The organism is Streptomyces sp. NPDC097640 (assembly GCF_040302705.1).
In the GTDB taxonomy this organism is placed as follows: domain Bacteria; phylum Actinomycetota; class Actinomycetes; order Streptomycetales; family Streptomycetaceae; genus Streptomyces.
In genome coordinates, this window is sequence record NZ_JBEOSB010000019.1 from 119,033 (window position 1) to 137,868 (window position 18,836).

The window sequence follows — 18,836 nt, forward strand, 5'->3', positions numbered from 1 at the left end:
GGCTCACGGCGCCACCGCCACGACGTTGCGCAGCGGCTCGCCCGCGGCCAGCCGGCCGATGTTGGCGGCGATGTCTTCGGCCCGGCGCGCGAAGGTCTCGCGAGTGAGGCCCGAGGAGTGGGGTGTCATCAGCACGTTGTCCAGCGTTTCGAAGGGATGGCTGCTGGGGGCCGCGGAGTGTCCGTCGGCCGGGTAGCGGTACCAGACGTCGAGCGCGGCCCCGCCGATCGCGCGGTCGCTCAGGGCGCGGTAGAGCGCGTCCTCGTCCACGACCGGGCCGCGCCCGACGTTGACCAGCACCGCCGACGGGCGCATCCGGGACAGCTCGGCCGCGCCGATCAGCCCCGTCGTCTCAGGAACGAGCGGCGCCGACACCACCACCACATCGGAGCCCTCCAGCAGCGAGCCGAGGTCGCAGATGGTCCCGGACCAGTCCAGCCCCTCGGCCGCCGCGTCCACCTCGCCGCGCCGGGTGACCGCCACGCCCCGCGCGCCGAACGCCCGGAACCGCTGCCAGCAGCGCGCGCCGATGTGTCCGAAGCCGATGAACCCGACCGTCGCCGCGCCCAGCGTGTCCACCCAGGGGGAGCGCGGGTCGTACGCGGGGGAGTCCCACCGCGCGTGGCGCAGCGCCTCGTGCTGCCGCAGAAAGCCGCGGCGCAGCAGGATGGCGGCCGAGACGGCGTACTCGGCGATCGAGTCCTCGTGGTGGAAGGTGTTCGCGACCTGGGTCCCCGGGGGCAGCGCGGCGATGTCGATCCCGTCCGTTCCGGCGCCCGCCGCGTGGACCAGGCGGAGCCGGGTGGCGATCTGGGCCCTCCGGCGGTCGCACTTCCCCGACACCAGCACATCCGCCGCCTTCAGGGCGGCCTCGACCGCGGCGCCGTCCCGGGCGTCCGGCCAGCTGACGGACACCCCGTCCGGGAGCGCGGCCTCGAACTCGGCGCGCAGCGGGTCGAGATTGGGGTCGACGACCACCACGGTCAGTGTGTCGGCGGTCATGATCCGCTCCTTTCGGCTTTCGCGCGGCCCGCCACGGCACCGTGCCCGTCGGGCCGGGTACGGGCCGCGCCGGTCGAGCCGCGCACGATGAGCTGGGTCGGCAGCCGCAGGGTGCGCGGGGTCTGCCGCTCGCCCCCGATGACCTTGCCCAGCAGCTCCAGGGCGAGCGCACCGGCCCGCACCATCGGCACCGCGATGCTGGTCAGGGACGGCTGCGACACTTCCGCGAACGGGATGTCGTCGATGCCGATCACGCTCAGCTCCTCGGGGACGCTCACCCCCAGCGCCCGGGCGCCGGAGACCACCCCGAGCGCCACCAGGTCGTTGTGCGCGATCACCGCGGAGGCGCCCGAGGCCAGCACACCGGCCGCCGCGGCCGTCCCGCCCGCCACCGTCTCGGACTGCCAGCCCAGCAGCGTCAGCTCCAGCCCGGCCCGCTCGCTCTCCGCGCGGATCAGCTCCACGCGCTGCGCGTTGGACCAGGAGCGCTGCATGCCCTGGACGTAGCCGATGTGACGATGGCCGAGCGCGGCCAGGTACTCGACGGCCTGGCGCATGCCCTGGGTGGCGTCGGCCAGCACACAGTCCGCGCCAGGGGTCTCACGGTTGACCAGCACGGCGGGCGTACGGCCGCAGATGTCGAGGACCTCTTCGCCGTCGAGCCGGGGCGAGCACACGATCAGCCCGTCCGCCTGCTCGCGCAGATGGGCGAGGACTTCGCGCTCGTGGTCCGGGTCGAAGTCGGTGTCGGCGAGCACGACGGTCTGCCCGCGGCGCCAGCCCGCACCCTGCGCGGCCTTCACAAAGGCCCCGAACACGGGGTTGGCGATGTCGGGTACGACGACGGCGACCGTGGCGGTGCCCGCGTCGGCGGCCGGCTCGGCCGTGCGCGCCACGGGCGGCTCGTAGCCCAGCTCCTGCGCGACGGTCAGCACCTTGCGCAGGGTCTGCGGTCCGAGCCGGTTGGGGTCGCTGAACGCGCGGGAGGCCGTGGACAGCGCGACATTGGCGCGCTTGGCCACATCAGTGAGGGTGGGGGTCATGGGGACTCCGCTCCTGGTGCGACGGAGTGGGGGAGGTGAACGGCATGTTTCATGGTCGTCACCCTTGCGCAACCTTGTCAACGCTTGCCAAAACATTGGCAAGGGCATCGGAGGCCCTGGGCCGAGGCGTGAGCGGAGGGGCGATCTGCGGACAAACGCTCAGGTGGGGGCCGGTCTCACACCCGGCACGCGACGGTGCAGCCGCGCAGCTCGTAGCCGGCGATCTCGTCCTTGAAGCCGACCTCCGGCGCGGCCGCCATCCGGATTCCCGGCAGGGCGAACAGACGGCTGAGGAAGATGTCCGTCTCCAGGATCGCGATATGGGCGCCGGGACACTTGTGCGGGCCGTCCCCGAAGGACAGCCCGGCCGCGCCGGAGCCCTCGGACACGGGGCGGCCGGGGCAGATCCGCTCCGGCCGTCCGCCCATCGCGCGCGCGTCGACATTGGCGCGCTCGATGTCCACGTCCACCACCGCCCCGGCCGGCACCGTCACGGTGCCGTCGCCGCCGTCCAGCTCCAGCGGGGCGGTGGTACGGCGGCGGAGCCGGCCGATGACCGGCTCCAGCCGGAGGATCTCGTGCAGGATGGCGAGCCGGCCGGCCTCGTCCGCGCCCCGGTAGCGCGCGAGCAGCGCGCCGTCGGTGAACAGATGCCAGGCGGCCACATTGATGAACTCCCGGGTGGTGACCATCCCCGCGGCGGCGAAGGTGAGGCACTCGCCGAGGATCTCGCCCGCCGAGCACCCCTCGTCCAGCAGATGGGAGATCAGGTCGTCCCGGCGCCGCCGGCGGCGGGCCCGCACGGCCGGGCGCACATCGGCCAGATAGACCCGCAGCCAGTTCGCGGTCTGGCGCAGCAGCCAGTGGATCCCGTGCAGGCTGGTCAGCCCCGGCCGCCCGAACTTCTCGGGGAAGAAGCGCTCCAGCCGGTGCCGGATGCCGGGCCGGCTCTCCGTCAGACCGATCACGGACGCGGCCACTTCGATCGACAGATGGAAGCTCAGATCGGCCAGCTGGGCCCGCCCCGCGGCGCGGACCTTGCCGATCTGCGCCTCCGCGGCCCGGACCATGACCTCGCGGTACCGCTCGTCGACGCGGCGGGGCGTGAAGAACCGGGCGGTCTGCCGCCGGTGCTCACGGTGTTCCGGGCCGTCCCGGTACAGCACCGGCCGCCGGAGCCCCGACGGCAGGTTCTCCACGGTCTCGATGCCGAGACCGGCCTGCACGGTGCCGGTGGCGCGCAGCACGGCGCGCGCCTCCGGGTATCCGCGCACCTGCCAGACCCCGTCGGGGCCCCGCCGCACCGGGCAGTCGGAGGCTCCGTCGGGGTCCGCCGACCGCTCGATCTTGCGCGCCCCGTGTTCCATCCGTCCCCCCGCCTCCGGCCGGTCCGTCCGTCCCCAAGGACACTCGTCCCCCGTGGCGGGCCGGATTAACGCATTGCCGAAGCCCGGTGTCCGCGTGGCGTCAGAAGCGGGCGCCGAGGGCCGAGCCGTCGCGGGGGACGAGGAAGGGCGAGGACGGGATCGAGCCGTCCGCCGCGCGCGGACCGGTGATCGTCGCCGGGTCGGTGCTCCGCACCGAGCTCTCGTTCCATACTCCGCCCAGATCCCAGGAGTTGCCCCTGGAGGTGGAGCTGCCGAGGTGGACCGGCTCGGTGTCCAGGAGGGAGAGGTTCGCGTCGAGCGTGGCGTGCGACCGGTCCGTCCGGAAGCCGCTGCCGCCGTTGCGGTAGGTGGTGGTGCGGGTGATGGCGAGGTTGCCCGGGTTGCCGTTGTCGGTGATGCCGTGCGCCGCGTTGCGGAAGGCGAGGGAGTTGCGCAGGGAGTGGTCGGCCGCCGGGTCCACGTCGCCACCGCCGCCCATCTTGAAGCCGTTGCCGTCACCGGTGAAGTCGGGGAAGTTCCACCGGTTGAACCCGTTTCCGTAGGCGATCGTGTTCTCGATGCTGATCGCGGAGGTGAACTGCCAGGCGTCGAAGCCGTCGTCCGCGTTGTTCCACAGCCGGGCGCCGCGGACCCGATTGCCCTCGCCCTGGCCCTCCTTGATGGCCAGGCCATCGGCGCTCTCGCCGTTCTTGCGCGGGTCGTGGTTGCCGTACGAGTCGAGGTTGGTGATCAGGTTGCGGCTGGAGGCGCCCTGGAGCTGGAAACCGGACTCGTAGTTGTCGCGCGTGGTCAGCCCGGTGAACTCGTTGTCGTTACAGCCGGCGCAGTAGATCCCGTACGGCCCGCGGATGATCTCCAGGCCCTGGATCCGCCAGTACGAGGCCTCCTGGTGGATCGCGCCGCGCTCGGCCCGGGGGATGGAGCCGCCCACGGGGGTGTGGCTGGCGGGCAGCCGCTCGCCGTCGATGACGACGTGCTCCCCGGAGTAGTTGGTCAGCGTGATGGGGCTGCCCGCCTTGCCGGAGGTGGCGATGGTGATGTTGTCGGTCAGCTCGTAGGTGCCGCCGCGCACCGCGATGGTGTCGCCGGGGCCGCTGCGGTCCACCGCCGCCTGAATGGTGGCCAGCGGGTCCTCGAGGGTGCCCGCGCCCGTGTCGTGCCCGCCGACGGCCACGACGATCAGCCGCGCGTCGGCCGCGGGCGTCGCGGATGTCGCGGATAACGCCTGCGGCGCGCTCACCGCCGCCATGGACACCGCGCCGAGCAGCACCGTCACGGCTTTGTTGACCTTCACCTGGGCCCATCCCTTCACCGGTCCGTCCTGGCTCCCGGCTCTACGTCGCCGCTCCGGCCGGATAGGTTGCCGCCCCCGGGGCCGGGGCGCCCCGCGGGGGACACCCCGGCGGTGGACGGGGTGCTACAGGCTCTGCGAGAGCAGCAGCTCATGGGCCAGCCGGGCGCCGCGGGACGCCGCCTCCGCGGCGGCGGCGGTGTCCTGCGTCGGGATGTTCTCCAGGCCCTGGGCGAGCGCCCGGACCGCGTCGGCCAGGGTCTGCACATGCGTCTCCAGCAGCCGCAGCCGGTCCTCCTCACTCTGTGTGCCCAAGGTGCTCGGGCGGGTTCCGACCTCGTGTTCGGTGGTGTGGTGCGTCATCTCCGGGCCCTCCTCCCGGGTGCGGTGGTCTCCGAGGAGTGGCGTCTCCTCTCAGCGTCGCACCTGGGACGGCGCCGCGGTATGCGGTGGCGGCGGACACCGACGGTGACGGCGGCGCCACGGGGCCGAAACGGCGCCGGGGCGGTACGGGTGTCAGGCGCGGATCGTCTCCATGTCCCGCAGGGCCGCGAGGAGTTGTGGTGTCACATGCTGGTGGGTGCGGGCCGACTGCTCGGGGGGATATCCCCGGGGCACCGTCTCCACCAGCATGATCAGATAGAGATAGGCGCGGTAGAGCGCCAGCCGCAGCCGCACGGAGGCGTCGAAGCGCGGAGGGCCGGCGACCTCTGCGTAACCGGCCACGAAGTCCGCGTCCTCCTCCAGGCTTCCGAGCAGCGCCAACGAGACGAAGTCGGCCACGGGGTCGCCCCAGAACATCCGCTCGCCGTCGATGACACCGCTGAGGGTCCGGGCCCCCGCCTCGCCGTCGAGCAGCAGGTTTCCGTCCCACAGGTCGAAGTGGACCAGGGCGGGCCGGACCACGTCGTCGAGTGCGCCCGCCGCAGTGGCGAACAGCTTCCTGACCTGGGCCGGTGGCACGGGGAGCGGTGCCCGGTACCGCTCGGCGTCGTCGAGCACCGCGTCCGTCATCGCGGTGAACGCCTCCCGCCAGCTCGCGGACAGGGGGCCGAACGGCTCGGCGGGGTAGCCGAAGGCGGTTCCCGTCACGGTGTGGAGTCGGGCCACCAGCCGTCCGAGCTCCTCCCTGAGGCGGCGGCGCTCGTCGTCCCCGATCGCCCTGGCGAGCTGGTTCCAGGGTGCGCCGGGGCGGAGGGTGCTGATCAGATAGGGCCCGCAGGCCGCGTGCGGGTCCAGCTCGCTGTGCACGATCTCCGGCACCGGGAGGTCCGCCACCTCGGCCGCCGAGGTGTAGAAGACCACTTCGCCCCGCAGGATGTCCCGCTCGTAGCCGAGTACGGGGGTCTGTGCGGGCGGGGGGACCTTCACCACCCACTGCCGGCGGTCGTCGAGGTCGACGCGCACCACGGTGTTGTACGTCCCGCCGGTCAGGGGTGTGCACTGCGCGGCGTCCGCGTCGGCGACCCCCGCGGCCTTGAGCACGGCGGCGGCCGCGGCGACCTGGTCGTCCTGGGGCTGTGGGCTCACGCGTGTTCCTCCTCGGCGGGCCACCCACCCGGCGGCCGGCCCGAGGGACGGGTTCCGGGCCGGAAGCCGGGTGGGCTTTCGGGTCAGACCTCCAGATCGGCCTCGATCTTACGCAGTTGATGACGGGCCATCGCCAGGTTGGCCCGGTTCTTGTCCAGCGCCAGATAGAGGAAGAGCCCCTGGCTGTCCCGCCCTTTCAACAGCCGGATCAGGTGGTACTGGCTGCCGAGGGTGATCAGGATGTCTTCGATGCTGTCCTTGAGGCCGAGCTGCTCCATGGTGCGCACCTTGGCGCGCACCACATCCGTGTTGCCCGCGGCGGCCACCGTCAGGTCGAGCTCCTTCCCTCCGCCCAGGGTGCCCAGGGCCATACCGCTGGAGTAGTCGACCAGCGCGACGCCGAGCGCGCCCTCGATGCTCGTCATCGCCTCTTTGAGCGCGGTCTGGGTGTTCGCCATGATCGTGGCAGTTCCTTTCGGTGAGTGGTGTCCGGATGGTGCCGGTGCCGCTGTCGCGGCGGTGGGGGAAACCAAGGTGGGAGGGGACCGTGTGGTCAGGCCTGCTCGGCTTGGCCGAGTGCGTCGCCGACCAGTTCGGCGACGCGCGCGCCCGCCCTGCGGGCCTCGAGATGGAGCCGGCCGACGTTGGTGCGCCCGTCCGCCAGCACGGTCAGGACCGCCGCGGGACCCGCGGCGTAGGTGGCGACGTAGCCGTCCTCGCCCCGTACCAGCAGCTCGCGGAAGGCCCCCCGGCCGGTGGCCTCCGCCATCGACCGCGCCACCCCGAGGGCCGCGGCGGTCAGCGCGGCGACCCCCTCGGGTTCGATGGCGGCCGTGTCGTGCGCCAGCACCAGGCCGTCGCTGGTGGCGGCCAGGGCCCCGGTCACATCGGCGACGCGCGCCCGCAGCCGCCTGAGCTCCTCCAGCACCTCGGGCTCGGCGGCCATCAGCTGCTTCCTTTCCGTGCGCTGCCGCTCCGTGCGCTGCCGCAGGGTGCGTCTCATGAGGCCGGTCACCGGGCGGGCCGGGCGGTCGGGGGAATCACAGGTGTGCCTCCAAGGCGTCACGGAGCCGGCGCAGCAGAGTGATGTCGGGGTCGGCGAAGACGGCCGCGGCGGGGCCGCGGCCCGGGGTCGGTGGCGGGGGAGTGCGGGGCCGGGGTGTCACGACGTGTCCCGCGGCGGCCAGCCGCCGGATGTCGACGAGCGTGTGGAAGGCGGGGCGCCCCAGGGCCCGGGCGATGGCGGCGGGGGTGCGGACACCGTCGGCGAGCGCCAGCACCGAGCGCTGGCGGCGGGTGACCGGCGGGGCGTGGGCGTCGGAGCGGCGGGCCACCACGGGCTCCTGGTCGACCTGCGGATACGGCCACAGATCGGCGAGCAGTTCCTGGCGGCGGAGGGTCTCCCGCTCGACGGCGCCCGCGTCCACCGGGCGCACCGGGCCCAGCCAGTGGGCCGCGCCCCGGTAGAAGCCGCGCGGACGGCTGTCGTTGCCCAGCGCGAAGTACGCGGCGTCGAACAGCGCGCCCAGGTGGCAGATCTCCAGCTCCGCGAGCGACAGCCGGCCGGTGTCGACGAGGCACCGGCCGACGCCGCCGAACGCCTCCCTCCGGTCCACCGCCTCCCGCCAGGAGTCGGCGGTGAGCCGCCCGCAGACGGTCAGCAGCACATCGATGCCGGGGGCCGCGGCGCTCTCGGCGTGCATGACCCGGCCCTCGGTCAGATACACCGTGCCCGCGTCGCACAGCAGGGCGCCACTGGCCCGCTCGGCGGCGAGTTCGGCGAGGCCGGGAGCGCGATGGGCTCTGCCGGAGGTCATATGAGCGCCAGACGCCGGGCCAGATCGCGCAGCCGCATCCGGGCGAACGCCAGGTTCCCCTCCTGGCGGTCGAGCCACAGATAGAGGAAGACGCCGCTGTCGAAGGCCGTGTCGACGAAGCGCAGCAGGTGGTAGCAGGTGCGGGTGGTGACGATGACGTCTTCCACGGGCGCCGCCCCGGCCGCCTCGTCCTCCGCGCCCGTGTCCGTGCCTGTGTCGTCTGCCATGAGCGCGGCGAACGCGGTCTGTTCGGCGGCCATGCGGGCCAGTTCCGCGGTCTCCGCGGCGGTGGCCTCGGGGTCGCCGCCCCGGGTCTCGCCGACCATGCCGAGCGCGAGCCCGCTGGTCCACTCGATTACGGCCGCTCCCCGCGCACCGTGCACGGTCATGGCCTCGAGCAGACACTCGTCGATTCCGGGCATGCGGCTCCCCTCCAGCGTGGCCCGCGTCGCACCGGCGGCGTTTCGCCAGTGACGACGAGGTTACGCACCGTTCAGCCTTGGGGAGGGAAATCCGGCAATGCTCCGAAACAACGGGGTGTTTGTAGTAGAGTCCGCGGCCCCGTCGGGTCAGGTCACGGGCGGCCGCTCGGCGAGCCGGGCCATCTGGCGGCGCGCCAGTTCGGTGGTCCGCCGCATATGCCGCAGCAGCACGGCGAGATCGGCCTCGCCGTCCTCGTGGAACAGCTCCTCCCAGCCGGCGCCCAGCTCCCGCCACACGGCGCCGAACCGCTCCAGCGCCCCCGGCACCACCTCCACCAGGACCCGCCGCCGGTCCTTCTCGTCCCGGCGGCGGGTGACCTGGCCGGCCTTCTCCAGCCGGTCCACCAGCCGGGTGGCCGAGCCGCTGGTCAGCCCGGTCAGGTCGGCGATCCGCCCGGTGGTGACCGGGCCGTCCTCGAGCGTGAGGAGGTTGAGGCACTGGAGATCGGTGGGGTGCATCCCCAGATGGTCCGCCACCGCCTGGTTGAACAGGATGTACGAGGCCATGTAGCGCCGGGACTCCGGCCCCAGCTCCGCCAGCAGATCTTCGCGTGCCATGGGCAGGGCCTCCCGCGCCTCTCCGTCTCCAAGTGGGGCGTCTCGTGCGGGCCGCGGACGGATGCGCCCCGCGGCCGCTGCGCCGCGCAGACATCCTACGGCCGGACCGGTCGCCTAATTATTTGCGTCACGCAGTCGCTGCGCCCTATGTTTCTCTGCGTGACACAGATAATTGATCAGCTTCCGGTGGCCGTGACCGGTGCCACCGGCGCCCAGGGCGGCGCCACGGCCCGTGCGCTGCTCCGCCTCGGCCGCCCCGTCCGCGCCCTCACCCGCGACCCCGCCTCGCCCGCCGCCGCCGAACTGCGGGTGCTCGGCGTGGACGTGGTCCGGGCCGACTTCGACGACCAGGATTCGCTGGCGGCCGCGCTCGCCGGCAGCGCGGCGCTCTTCGCGATGTCCACGCCGTTCGGCAGCGACCTCTCCGCCGAGGTGCGCCAGGGGATCGCCCTGCTGGACGCGGCGGCCGCCGCCGGGGTGCGGCACACCGTGTTCACCTCGGCCGCCAACGCCGACCGGTCCACGGGCATCCCGCACTTCGAGAGCAAGTGGCGGATCGAGCGGCACCTCGCCACCCTCGATATGCCGTGGACGGTGATCGGCCCGGGCGCCTTCATGGAGAACTACGCGAACGGCTGGACCACGCGATCGCTCCGCGAGGGTGTCTTCCCCCTGCCCATGCCGCCCGGGCGCCCGCTGCCGGTGATCGCCGCGCGGGACATCGGCGCCTTCGCGGCCCTGGCGCTGACCCGTCCGGCGGAGTTCGCCGGCCGCCGGATCGACATCGCCTCGCAGTGGCGGACCCCCGAACAGATCGCCGCCGCGATCAGCGCCGCGAGCGGCCGTGAGATCCGCTTCCAGGAGGTGCCGCTGGCGGTCGCCGAGACCTACTCGGACGACCTGGCCGCCATGTTCCGCTACTTCCAGGAGACCGGGCTGGACGTGGACATCGACGGACTGCACCGCGACCACCCCGGGGTCGGCTGGCACACCCTCGAGAAGTGGGCCGCCGACCGCGCGTGGGACCTCTGACGCCCCCTCGGGCCCCCGCCGGGCCCTAACCGCCGTGTCCCAGCCGGGTGGGACACGGCGTACGAGGTCAGCGGGACGGCTGCTGAGCCGCCCAGGAGTCGAGCACCGTCAGCACGTCCTTGAGGGTGTGCGCGGTGGCGTCGGGCTCCGCCGAATCCGGCCCGAGCTCCTCGTCGGGGATCTCGCTGTGCGGCACCCAGATCGTGCGCATACGGGCCTGCCGCGCACCGTAGATGTCCTCGAAGAGCCGGTCCCCGACGAAGGCGCACGCGCGGGGGTCGTCGGCGCCCAGGCGCTCGGCGATCAGCTCGAAGATGAGCGGGTTGGGCTTGGTCCAGGGCACCTCGCTGGAGTACACCGCGGCGTCGATGAGGTCATGGACGCCGTCCCGCTCGAAGATCTCGTGGTGCCACTGGGCCGACCACAGCGTGTTGGACAGCACGCCGACGCCCAGGTCCCGCTCGCGCAGCGTGCTCAGCAGCTCGGCCCCCTCCGGGTCGAGATAGGTGTGCTCCTCCCAGGCCCGCCGGTAGGCCGCGATCGCGGTGCCATCCGGCACCACCTCCGCGGCGCGGAACACCTCGTCGAGGGTGGCCGAGCCCTGGGTGTCCCGGCAGCGGGCCGCCAGGTCCCGGTCGGCCCGCAGCAGCCGCTGGGCGAGGTCCGGCGCGCCGTCCGGGTCGATCTCGCGCGCGGTCTCGAGCCAGATGCCCGCCAGATCCACCGTGTGCCACGGAGTGAGCGTTCCCGCCCAGTCGAAGACGACGTACTTGATGGTCATGCTGTTCCTCACCCTTCCCGCCCGAACCGGTCATGCCTGCCGTTCCCTGCCCACCGCGGCCCGCAGCAGTACGACGCCGATCGCGCATCCGGCCAGCAGCGTCGGTCCCACCGCCCACCACCCGTCCGCCGCGGTGACGACCAGACCCACCAGCGGCGGTCCCGCGAGCGATCCGACGCTGCCGAGCTGGGCCACCAGGCCGTTGGCGACGCCGACGTCCGCGCTGGTCCTCACCACGAGGGGGAGGGCCGCGAAGACGGTGGCGACGACCAACTCGTTGGTGACCGCGATCAGCACCGCGCTGGTCATGGAGATGCCCAGCCCGCCCGTCGCCCCGAAGGCGGCGAAGGCGCCGGCCGGCATCAACAGAGCAGCCGTGAAAAGGTACTTCATCGGCGCCCCCCGGCGCAGCAGCACACTCGCCGCGAAGCCCCCCGCGACCCCGGCGAAGGACACGCTTCCGGTGAGCGTCCCGGCCGCCGCGGTGGGCACGTCGAACTCGTCGTGCAGATAGGTGGGGTACAGCGCGACGAAGGTGACGATCGTGGCGCTGATGGTGGCGAACCCCGCGCCGAGCGCCACCGGACGGGCGAGCCTGCGGGCGCGCGCCCGCAGGGCGGGGGACCCGGCACCGTCCCCCGATCGCGTGACCCCCGAACCCTCAGGGGCCGGTCCGTCCGCGCCGGGTCTCGCCGATTCCGGTCGGTCCGAGTCGGAGTCCGTGTCCGTGTCCGAGTCCGAATCCGCGTCCGCGGCGCGGGCCCCGGGCAGCCGGAGCGCCACACCGGCCACCACGAGGGTGGCGGCCGCGGCGACCGCCAGGGAGGTCCGCCAGCCGAACCCCCCGGACAGCAGCCCGCCGCCGAAGGCGCCCAGCGCGAGGCCCACCGGCATGAAGGTGCCCCAGATCGCCAGCGACACCGTGCGGTGCTCGTTGTCGCCGAGCCCCAGGATCAGCACGGGGGCCGCGATCACCACGACCACATAGCCCACGCTCTCCACCAGCCGCCCGCCGAGCAGCAGCGGAAAGCCGCCGGCCCGGGAGACCAGCAGCCCCGCGAGCCCCATCACCACCAGACCGCCGATCAGCGTCCGCCGGGGGTCAAGGGGGCGCAGCGCGAAGCTCACGGCCAGACCGAGCACCGCGGCCACCGCGGTGACCGAGGACGCGACCAGGCCGACTTGCCCCAGCGACAGTCCCAAGTCGCTCTCGAGGTCGATGGATACGGGGGTGATCCGGCCGATGCTGGTGGCGGCCATGACCCCCGACAGGTAAATTAATGTGAAATTCCACCAATAAGTGCGCTGCCCATGGACATGCTTGTTCTGCTCGCCGGATTCCGGAATCCCCGCGTCAGCGGTATCAGTGGTGTCGCTCTTCCTGCCCATCGGTCAAAGCCCTTTCCTTACGGGTCGACGAATCGGTCAACGGCATACATCGTGCGGAAACTCAGGGGAGGATCGCTCGACATGGTGGCAGCAGAGGATGGGGCCGCGCCGCGCTCCGGCATTCTTGTGCTCGGCTCGCTGGCGATGGACCGTAAGTTTTTCGCCGCCGGGCTGTTCGGTCGCGGAGCGGCCCACGGTGAAACGGTGTGGGCCGTGGAGCGGCACCACGGCGGCATCGGCCGGAATATCGCCACGAACGCGGCCCGGCTCGGCCTGCCGGTCACCTTCGTCGGCCTGTCCGGATTCGGCCCGGACGCGGCGGAGCTGGAGGGCGCGCTGTCCCGGCTGGGTGTCGCCCTCCACTTACGCCGCGCCGCCGAGGGCGTCGGCCGGTTCGACGTCACGCTGGATACGAACGGCTCACAGCTCTCCGCGCGCATCGCGCTGCCCGACCCGGCCCTCTTCAAGGCGCTGTGCGGACCGGAGCTGGCCAGGAGCATCGCCACCGCGGGTGCGGTGGTGATGGAGGGCGGGCTCGACGAGGACCTGATGGTGTGGGTGTCGGAACAGGCACGACGACACGCGGTGCCGGTGTGCTGCCTGCCCACCCGGCAGGCCGACTTCGGCCCGCGCGCCCATCTGCTGCCCCGCTACGACGTGCTGGTCCTCAACGCCAAGGAGGCGCGCACCCTGCTGGGACAGGACCCCGGCGCGCCGGCCCGCCCCGCCGAGCAGGCAGGTCTGCTGCTGCGCCGGGGCCCGGAGGTGGTCGTGGTCACCGACGCCGCCCGAGGGGCCGCCCTGGCGACCGCGACCGGCCCCGGGCCGGTGCACCTCCCGGCCGAGCCGGGCGTATGCGCCGACGACACGGGCGCCGGCGACGCGCTGGCCTCGGCCTTCGTCGTCGCCCTGGTGAACGGCGAGACACCGCGGGAGGCTCTGGCCCAGGGGCTGCGCGCGGCCCGGGTGACCATCGAGTGCCCGCAGACCACCTGCCACTCCCTGTCTCCGGCGCTCGTCGGCGAGGCGAGATTCAGCCGCAGCTGACAGTGGAGGCCACCCGGTGCGCGCGCATCGCGATGCCGTCCGCGGCGAGGGCGCGCTCGATGACGTCATGGTCGTACGACGCGAGCCCGGCGTCGGTGAGGATCTTCAGATCCGTGGAGTGCATCGGGAAGTCGTCGATGCTCCCCTGGCGGACCTCGCCCACGTTGTGCCCCGAGAAGCCCTCGGGCAGCTCATACGCGCGGTCGGCGAGGCAGGCGAACATCAGCAGGTGGTAGTCGCCCTGCTCCCACGCGCCGGTGAACTCGTAGACGGCGAAGAGCGAGCAGGAGTCCACGAGGATGCCGGTCTCCTCGTGGGCCTCCCGCCGCGCCGCGTCACAGGCCGCCTCGCCCGGCTCGATGCCCCCGCCCGGCAGCAGCCAGCTCCCGGCGTACGGCCCCTTCAGCTGGTGGACGAAGGTCACGGTACGGCCGGGCCCCGGCACCACCAGCAAGGCGGCGGGCAGCACACGGTCGAAACGGCTCATGCTGATGTCCTCATTCAGTACTCGGTGGGCCGCCCCTCGGGCGGAATGACCAAGGCCAGGCCCACGCGTTCGCCCTCCACCCTTCCCTTGCGGTGATATGGCTCCGTGCGCGTGGTGAAGCCATAAGTGGCCAGCGCCTGTCCGGGATTCGACAGGTCCGGGCCGCAGATGATCACCTTCGAGCGCACATCGAACGCCATCGCCTCCGCCACCAGCTCCTGGCTGGGCTCGTCGGACTCGATGTACGCCACGAACTCACCCCTGGCCTTGAGCGAGTAGCGTACCGAGCGCACGGAGTGCCCCCGACCGCGCAGATGCGCGTACATCAGATACTCGTTCTGGAAGCTCATCAGCGTCAGACCCGAGGTGGCCCCCGCCACGATGGTGGGAAACGGCGCGCCCGGCACGGCGGCCACCCGGCCGACCGTCATCACATTGCTGCGGCGGGCCTCCGCGTAATAGCCCTTGAACTCGCCGAACGGGCCCTCGACCTCGTCCCTGGCCAGCACCTGCCCCTCGATGACATGGGTGGCGTCGTCCGGCACCGGAGGGCTGCCGCCGAGGCCGAGCGGGCGCCCCAGCAGACGGGAGGCGATCTCGTAGTCGTCGCCCTCGGCGGGCAGCCGAGAGGCCGCCACCACGCTGATGGCGGGATCCGCGCCCAGGAACACCGAGATGGGCATCGGCCGTCCGCTCTCCAGCCAGGCCCGCAGATTGCGGTGGCCGTCGGTGCGCGGGTCCAGGAAGATGCGGACCTCGTCGGGCGCGACCACCTGGATGCGGTAGAAGCCGAGGTTGACGCCGCTCCCGTCGGGCCGGGTCGTCACCCCCACGCCCGCGGTGATGTACGGTCCGGCGTCGCCCGGGCGGTGCTGGAGGATCGGCAGGGCGTGCAGCAGCCCGCCCAACTCCTCCCGGCGGTGACCGCCTTGGGACGTTCGTACGGGATGCGCGGGGCCCGCCAGCCGGTCCGACATCTCCTCGAGGCGCTTCTCCTCGGTGGTGCCGAGCGCGGCGAGCAGCACCGCCCGCGGATACGGGTGCCCGAGCACCCGCCCGCCGGGACACTCCGCGACCCGGGTGAACACCGTCGTCGGACGTGTCCCCAGGGCCTTCTCGAACTCGGCGAGGGTGCGCGCCACCTCCACCCGTCGGCTGAGCGGGGTGTCACAGGTGTACAGGTCCACCGCGTCGTAACAGGCGGGCAGGGACACCTCGGCGGCGCTCTCCACCGGCACGAGCTCGCGGCCGGGCAGCCCCCGCGGGCCTCCCGCCGTCATCGGCGCCCCGTCCGCGCGGTGGCCGGGAGGGGGCGGCAGTCCGCCGTGCTCTCCCGGTCGGTCTCCCACGGGAAGACGATCCAGTCGTCGATGACCGCGGGACAGTAGTCGGGCACATAGCCGGACCGGTGGTTGCGGACCACCGCGGCGAAGCGCACATCGGACCGCGCCACCCCGGCGTCCGCCAGATACGCCAGCACCACATCGGCCGTGGAGCCGGTGCCGACGATGTCGTCCACCACCAGCACCCGGTCTCCCGGGCCCAGCTCGGGCGGGGAGCCGATGTCGATGACCGGCGCCTGCTTGGCGGCGTAGCGGGTGTCGTCCGCGGTCCTGCGCACCCGGATGGTGTGCTGGACGGGCGCGTCGAGGGCGCAGGTGAGAAAGCCGGCCGGGGTGAGACCGCCGCGGGCCACCGCCAGCACCGCGTCCGGCCGGAAGCCCTCGTCCCGCACCTGTGCGGCGAGGTCCGCCATCAGCTCCCCGAAGGAGGCCCAGTCCAGGAGGTACGGCCCCTGCCGGGACCACATGCCGGGCCGCTCACCGGCCACCGCGGGGGGCGTCGTGTCTCCGGACTCACTCATCGCCCACCGCCCGGGAGACATGGTCGATGTCGATCTGCTCCGAGCGCTCGCGCGCGTGCGGGCGGTTCTCCGCCCGGCCCGCGGAGGTCACCCGGATGAACTCGGCGCGCTCCCGGAAGCCGACCATGTCCCGCGCCCCCGAATAGCTCATCGCCGACTGCACACCGCCCATGAGCCGGCGCAGCGTCCTGGCCACCGGGCCGGTGGCGGGGAAGGTCGCCTCGGTGCCCTCCGGCACATAGTCGTCGACCTCCTCCCGGGTGATCCTCTCGCCCGCCGCATGGCGCAGCGTCAGCTTCATGCCCAGGGAGACGAACCCGTTGCTGACCCGGTACGAGCGCCCGTCCCGGGTCACCGGGGTGGCCGCGCTCTCGTCGGCGCCCGCCAGCGCGGAGCCGAGCATCACCGCGTGTGCCCCGGCCGCCAGCGACTTGGCGATGTCGCCCGACTCCCGGATGCCGCCGTCCGCGATCACCCCCACCCCCCGTTCGGCCGCCGCGGCCGCGCAGTCCATGACGGCGGTGAGCTGGGGGACTCCGGTGCCGGCCACCAGCCGTGTGGTGCACACCCCGCCGGGTCCGATGCCCACCTTCACCACATCGGCGCCGGCCTCCGCCAGGTCCACGACCCCCGCGGCCGTGCCCACGTTCCCCGCGACCAGCGGCAGCCGCGGGTAGGCGGCCCGCAGCTTGGCCACCGCCTCGATCACCTGGTCGCTGTGGCCGTGGGCGACGTCCACGAAGAGGATGTCCACCGCGTGTTCGACCAGGCGCTCGGCGCGCTCCCGCCAGTCGCCGGTGACCCCCACCGCGGCGCCGGCCAGCAGCCGTCCGTCGGCGGCGCGGGTGGCCTCGGGCGCCGCGCCCTCCTCGGACCGGTGCGCCTTGACCGCGTCCAGGTGGTCAAGCTGCTGCTCCACGGTCTGCATCCGGTGCAGCACGCCCAGACCGCCGCTCAGCGCCATGGCCACGGCCATCCGGTCGCCCGTGCACCACTGGGTGTTCGCCGAGATGACGGGCGTGCGCAGCACGACGCCCGGCAGCAGCTCCGAGGCGGTGTCTGCCTGGCGGCGACTGGTCAGCGAGGTGCGCTGGGGCACCAGCAGGACATCGTCGAAACTCAGCCCGGTCCGTGGAGGTTCACTTGTCCGCACGAGGTCTGTGTCCCTTCTCAACTGGGGCGGCCGGGCGCTCAGGAGCCGGGGCCGCGGAACGATTCGCTGGTGAGGGTGAGCAACTCGGTGCGCCGGGCGCTGTCCTGGAGCGCGCCGCGCCACACGGCCGTGGTCATGGTGGCGGGGGTACGGATGCCACGCATGGCCATGCACAGATGCTCTCCCTTGCCGATCACGGCGACGTCCGGGCAGCCGGCGAGCTTCTCGACATCGTCCGCGATGTCCTGCGAGAGCCGCTCCTGCGACTGGAGCCGGTGTGCGTGCTGGTGCGCGATCCGGGCGAACTTGCTGAGGCCCAGGACCTGTCCGCGGGGGAGGTAGGCGATGGTCATCCGGCAGGAGAAGGGTAAGAGGTGGTGTTCGCACAGCGACCACACATGGATGCCGGAGACGGCCACCAGATCACCGCTACAGCTGGACTCGAAGACCGTATCGGTCGAGCCGGGAGCGTACTCGGTGAACTCACGCCACCAACGCGCGTAGCGGGCGGGCGTGTCGCGCAGCCCTTCGCGTTCGGGATCCTCACCGATCTCCACGAGAAGCTGCCGGGCGAGTATTTCCAGGGGATCCTGGGGCGGCGCGCTCCGGTCGATCCGGTTGCTCCCCGGCAATTCGCTTATTCCACTGCTCATCAAACACCTCGTTTACTGCCCCATATGGTCACATGCAGCCGTCCGGACAGATTCCACTTCCGTCCGACGACCTGGTCCGCGAGCGTGCGGATGCCCTCGCCGATCTCCTCGGGAGACTGTCCGCGCGGCATGATCCAAATGTTCTTCAGCGAGTGCTGCGCGACGAGCGCGTCCACCTCTTCCAGGTCGGAGGCCGCCGCACAGACGAACTTGAAGGCCGTGCCGGGAAGCCGGGTGAACTCGCGCAGCACTTCCGGCACGATCCTGCGATTCTCGGCGACCCCCGAGTGGGCGAGTTTCGGCGACACGTTGAACCGCGCTCCGGTCGCGGTGAGCGCGTCTTCGGGGGCCACCGTCCCATTGGTCTCGATCTCCACCGCGACCCCCGCCCCGCGCAGCGCGCGGACCACCGGCAGCAGCCTGCTCTGCTGGTTGAGCGGCTCCCCGCCGGAGACGACGATCAGGCCGACGCCGAAGTCCAGCAGCCGCCGCGTCACGTCGTCCGGGTCCAACGGGTGCAGCTCCTCGGCCGGGCGGTAGGCGATCCCGGTGTCCGAGACGCCCTTCCAGTCCCAGGTGTACGGAGTGTCGCACCAGCGGCAGTCCAGATTGCAGCCTCCCAGCCGCAGAAAGGCGCAGGACGTGCCCGTGGAGGGCCCTTCTCCCTGTACGGCCCTAGGTGGGCCCGAAGATCTCGTTGACCACGAGCTTCGGTGCCGTCACGTCCACCACCCCCTTTCGTGTCCTCCGTCGAGGATCGGGTCCCGGTCCGCCGTCAGAGGGGCGCGTCGACCCCGTTGGGGGAGGGACGGTAGGTCGCCCAGGTCTTGGGGGTCTCCGACACGCGTACGGCGGTGAGTTCGGGGAACTCCTTCACCCACCTCTCGTGAAGCCACATGGCGATGTTCTCCGCGGAGGGATTCACCCCGTCCAGCACATCGTTGAGATGCCGGTGATCCAGCGTCTCGTCGACCCACTTCTGGAAGGCGGAGAGATCGCCGTAATCCCGGACGAAGCCCGGACGGGTGAGATCTTCCGGCGCCGCGGACAGTTCCAGGACGACCACATAGTTATGGCCGTGCAGTCGGGCGCACGGATGGCCGGACCGTAAATGATCCAGCCGGTGGCTCGCCGAGAAGCGAAACTCTTTGGTGATGGAGAGCATGATGAACCCTTCACCTCGCTTAAGTGAACAGGGTGCAGAAAAAAATCTCCGCTCCGCTTTCCCGCTCAACGCCCTGTCGAGGATTCCCGAGCACACGCCGGATCACAAGAGGGCCGTTGGGCCCTTTGGTCCCTTCAACCCAAGCGCGAGCGAT

The 18,836-nt window shown here is 72.3% G+C and carries 22 protein-coding genes; 2 read left to right on the plus strand and 20 right to left on the minus strand.

The features are described 5' to 3' along the window. Positions 1 to 3 precede the first annotated feature (3 nt). The 11 genes from ABTY62_RS28160 to ABTY62_RS28210 all read right to left on the minus strand — a co-directional run bounded on the left by ABTY62_RS28160 (position 4) and on the right by ABTY62_RS28210 (position 9,111). Positions 4 to 1,002: a 2-hydroxyacid dehydrogenase gene (locus ABTY62_RS28160; RefSeq protein WP_352132201.1), complete on the minus strand. Its 999-nt coding sequence runs from the start codon at positions 1,000 to 1,002 to the stop codon at positions 4 to 6. Beyond that, positions 999 to 2,045, minus strand: a complete 1,047-nt coding sequence (locus ABTY62_RS28165) for a LacI family DNA-binding transcriptional regulator (RefSeq protein ID WP_352132202.1) — start codon at positions 2,043 to 2,045, stop codon at positions 999 to 1,001. Before ABTY62_RS28165 ends, ABTY62_RS28160 begins: the two co-directional genes overlap by 4 nt. 176 nt (positions 2,046 to 2,221) lie before the next feature. Beyond that, entirely contained in the window at positions 2,222 to 3,412 is a 1,191-nt protein-coding gene (locus tag ABTY62_RS28170) for a cytochrome P450 (protein WP_352132203.1), read from the minus strand. Between the two features lie 100 nt (positions 3,413 to 3,512). Beyond that, the gene (locus ABTY62_RS28175) at positions 3,513 to 4,727 is read right to left on the minus strand and encodes a right-handed parallel beta-helix repeat-containing protein (RefSeq protein WP_352132204.1); all 1,215 of its coding nucleotides are present in this window, start codon (positions 4,725 to 4,727) and stop codon (positions 3,513 to 3,515) included. Positions 4,728 to 4,850: 123 nt separating this feature from the next. Continuing rightward, the gene (locus ABTY62_RS28180; protein ID WP_352132205.1) at positions 4,851 to 5,087 is read right to left on the minus strand and encodes a hypothetical protein; all 237 of its coding nucleotides are present in this window, start codon (positions 5,085 to 5,087) and stop codon (positions 4,851 to 4,853) included. A gap of 153 nt (positions 5,088 to 5,240) precedes the next feature. Then, positions 5,241 to 6,254, minus strand: a complete 1,014-nt coding sequence (locus ABTY62_RS28185) for a phosphotransferase family protein (protein WP_352132206.1) — start codon at positions 6,252 to 6,254, stop codon at positions 5,241 to 5,243. Positions 6,255 to 6,337: 83 nt separating this feature from the next. Beyond that, positions 6,338 to 6,712, minus strand: a complete 375-nt coding sequence (locus ABTY62_RS28190; protein WP_352132207.1) for a hypothetical protein — start codon at positions 6,710 to 6,712, stop codon at positions 6,338 to 6,340. 95 nt (positions 6,713 to 6,807) lie between these two features. Next, complete coding sequence (locus ABTY62_RS28195) at positions 6,808 to 7,257, minus strand: roadblock/LC7 domain-containing protein (RefSeq protein WP_311728926.1); 450 nt, start codon at positions 7,255 to 7,257, stop codon at positions 6,808 to 6,810. A 37-nt stretch (positions 7,258 to 7,294) separates the two neighbouring features. Then, positions 7,295 to 8,071, minus strand: coding sequence for a transcriptional regulator (locus ABTY62_RS28200; RefSeq protein ID WP_352132208.1), 777 nt, complete (start codon positions 8,069 to 8,071; stop codon positions 7,295 to 7,297). Next, entirely contained in the window at positions 8,068 to 8,493 is a 426-nt protein-coding gene (locus ABTY62_RS28205; RefSeq protein WP_352132209.1) for a hypothetical protein, read from the minus strand. The genes ABTY62_RS28200 and ABTY62_RS28205 overlap by 4 nt, the downstream gene beginning before the upstream one ends. Before the next feature lie 147 nt (positions 8,494 to 8,640). After that, positions 8,641 to 9,111, minus strand: coding sequence for a MarR family winged helix-turn-helix transcriptional regulator (locus ABTY62_RS28210; protein WP_352132210.1), 471 nt, complete (start codon positions 9,109 to 9,111; stop codon positions 8,641 to 8,643). A 159-nt stretch (positions 9,112 to 9,270) separates the two neighbouring features. On the opposite strand from ABTY62_RS28210, the gene ABTY62_RS28215 reads away from it, so the two are divergent. Next, positions 9,271 to 10,143 carry an NmrA/HSCARG family protein gene (locus tag ABTY62_RS28215; protein WP_352132211.1) on the plus strand — a complete coding sequence of 291 codons (873 nt, stop codon included), beginning with the start codon at positions 9,271 to 9,273 and terminating at the stop codon, positions 10,141 to 10,143. 67 nt (positions 10,144 to 10,210) lie between these two features. Here the strand turns inward: ABTY62_RS28215 and ABTY62_RS28220 are convergent, their stop codons facing one another. Continuing rightward, the gene (locus tag ABTY62_RS28220; RefSeq protein ID WP_352132212.1) at positions 10,211 to 10,924 is read right to left on the minus strand and encodes an HAD family hydrolase; all 714 of its coding nucleotides are present in this window, start codon (positions 10,922 to 10,924) and stop codon (positions 10,211 to 10,213) included. Between the two features lie 30 nt (positions 10,925 to 10,954). Then, a complete protein-coding gene (locus ABTY62_RS28225) occupies positions 10,955 to 12,313 on the minus strand; it encodes an MFS transporter (protein WP_352132213.1) in 1,359 nt (452 codons plus the stop codon). Between the two features lie 81 nt (positions 12,314 to 12,394). Here ABTY62_RS28225 and ABTY62_RS28230 point away from each other — a divergent pair, with 81 nt between their 5' ends. Then, positions 12,395 to 13,360: a PfkB family carbohydrate kinase gene (locus tag ABTY62_RS28230; protein WP_352132214.1), complete on the plus strand. Its 966-nt coding sequence runs from the start codon at positions 12,395 to 12,397 to the stop codon at positions 13,358 to 13,360. Here ABTY62_RS28230 and ABTY62_RS28235 read toward each other — a convergent pair. From ABTY62_RS28235 to ABTY62_RS28265, 7 genes are all read right to left on the minus strand, one after another. After that, positions 13,347 to 13,847, minus strand: coding sequence for an NUDIX hydrolase (locus tag ABTY62_RS28235; RefSeq protein ID WP_352132215.1), 501 nt, complete (start codon positions 13,845 to 13,847; stop codon positions 13,347 to 13,349). The two genes, ABTY62_RS28230 and ABTY62_RS28235, sit on opposite strands and share 14 nt — an antisense overlap. Before the next feature lie 14 nt (positions 13,848 to 13,861). Beyond that, on the minus strand, positions 13,862 to 15,127 hold the full coding sequence (locus ABTY62_RS28240) for a UbiD family decarboxylase (RefSeq protein WP_352132216.1): 1,266 nt from the start codon (positions 15,125 to 15,127) through the stop codon (positions 13,862 to 13,864). Beyond that, positions 15,124 to 15,711: a phosphoribosyltransferase gene (locus ABTY62_RS28245; protein ID WP_352132217.1), complete on the minus strand. Its 588-nt coding sequence runs from the start codon at positions 15,709 to 15,711 to the stop codon at positions 15,124 to 15,126. The genes ABTY62_RS28240 and ABTY62_RS28245 overlap by 4 nt, the downstream gene beginning before the upstream one ends. Then, positions 15,704 to 16,864, minus strand: coding sequence for an IMP dehydrogenase (gene guaB, locus ABTY62_RS28250; protein ID WP_352132218.1), 1,161 nt, complete (start codon positions 16,862 to 16,864; stop codon positions 15,704 to 15,706). Before guaB ends, ABTY62_RS28245 begins: the two co-directional genes overlap by 8 nt. A 38-nt stretch (positions 16,865 to 16,902) precedes the next feature. Then, the gene (gene folE / locus ABTY62_RS28255; protein WP_352132219.1) at positions 16,903 to 17,517 is read right to left on the minus strand and encodes a GTP cyclohydrolase I; all 615 of its coding nucleotides are present in this window, start codon (positions 17,515 to 17,517) and stop codon (positions 16,903 to 16,905) included. Continuing rightward, positions 17,517 to 18,146 (minus strand): 7-carboxy-7-deazaguanine synthase QueE, encoded by a 630-nt coding sequence (locus ABTY62_RS28260; protein ID WP_352132290.1) that lies wholly within the window; start codon positions 18,144 to 18,146, stop codon positions 17,517 to 17,519. The genes folE and ABTY62_RS28260 overlap by 1 nt, the downstream gene beginning before the upstream one ends. 146 nt (positions 18,147 to 18,292) lie before the next feature. Continuing rightward, complete coding sequence (locus ABTY62_RS28265) at positions 18,293 to 18,682, minus strand: 6-pyruvoyl trahydropterin synthase family protein (protein ID WP_352132220.1); 390 nt, start codon at positions 18,680 to 18,682, stop codon at positions 18,293 to 18,295. Positions 18,683 to 18,836: the final 154 nt, after the last annotated feature.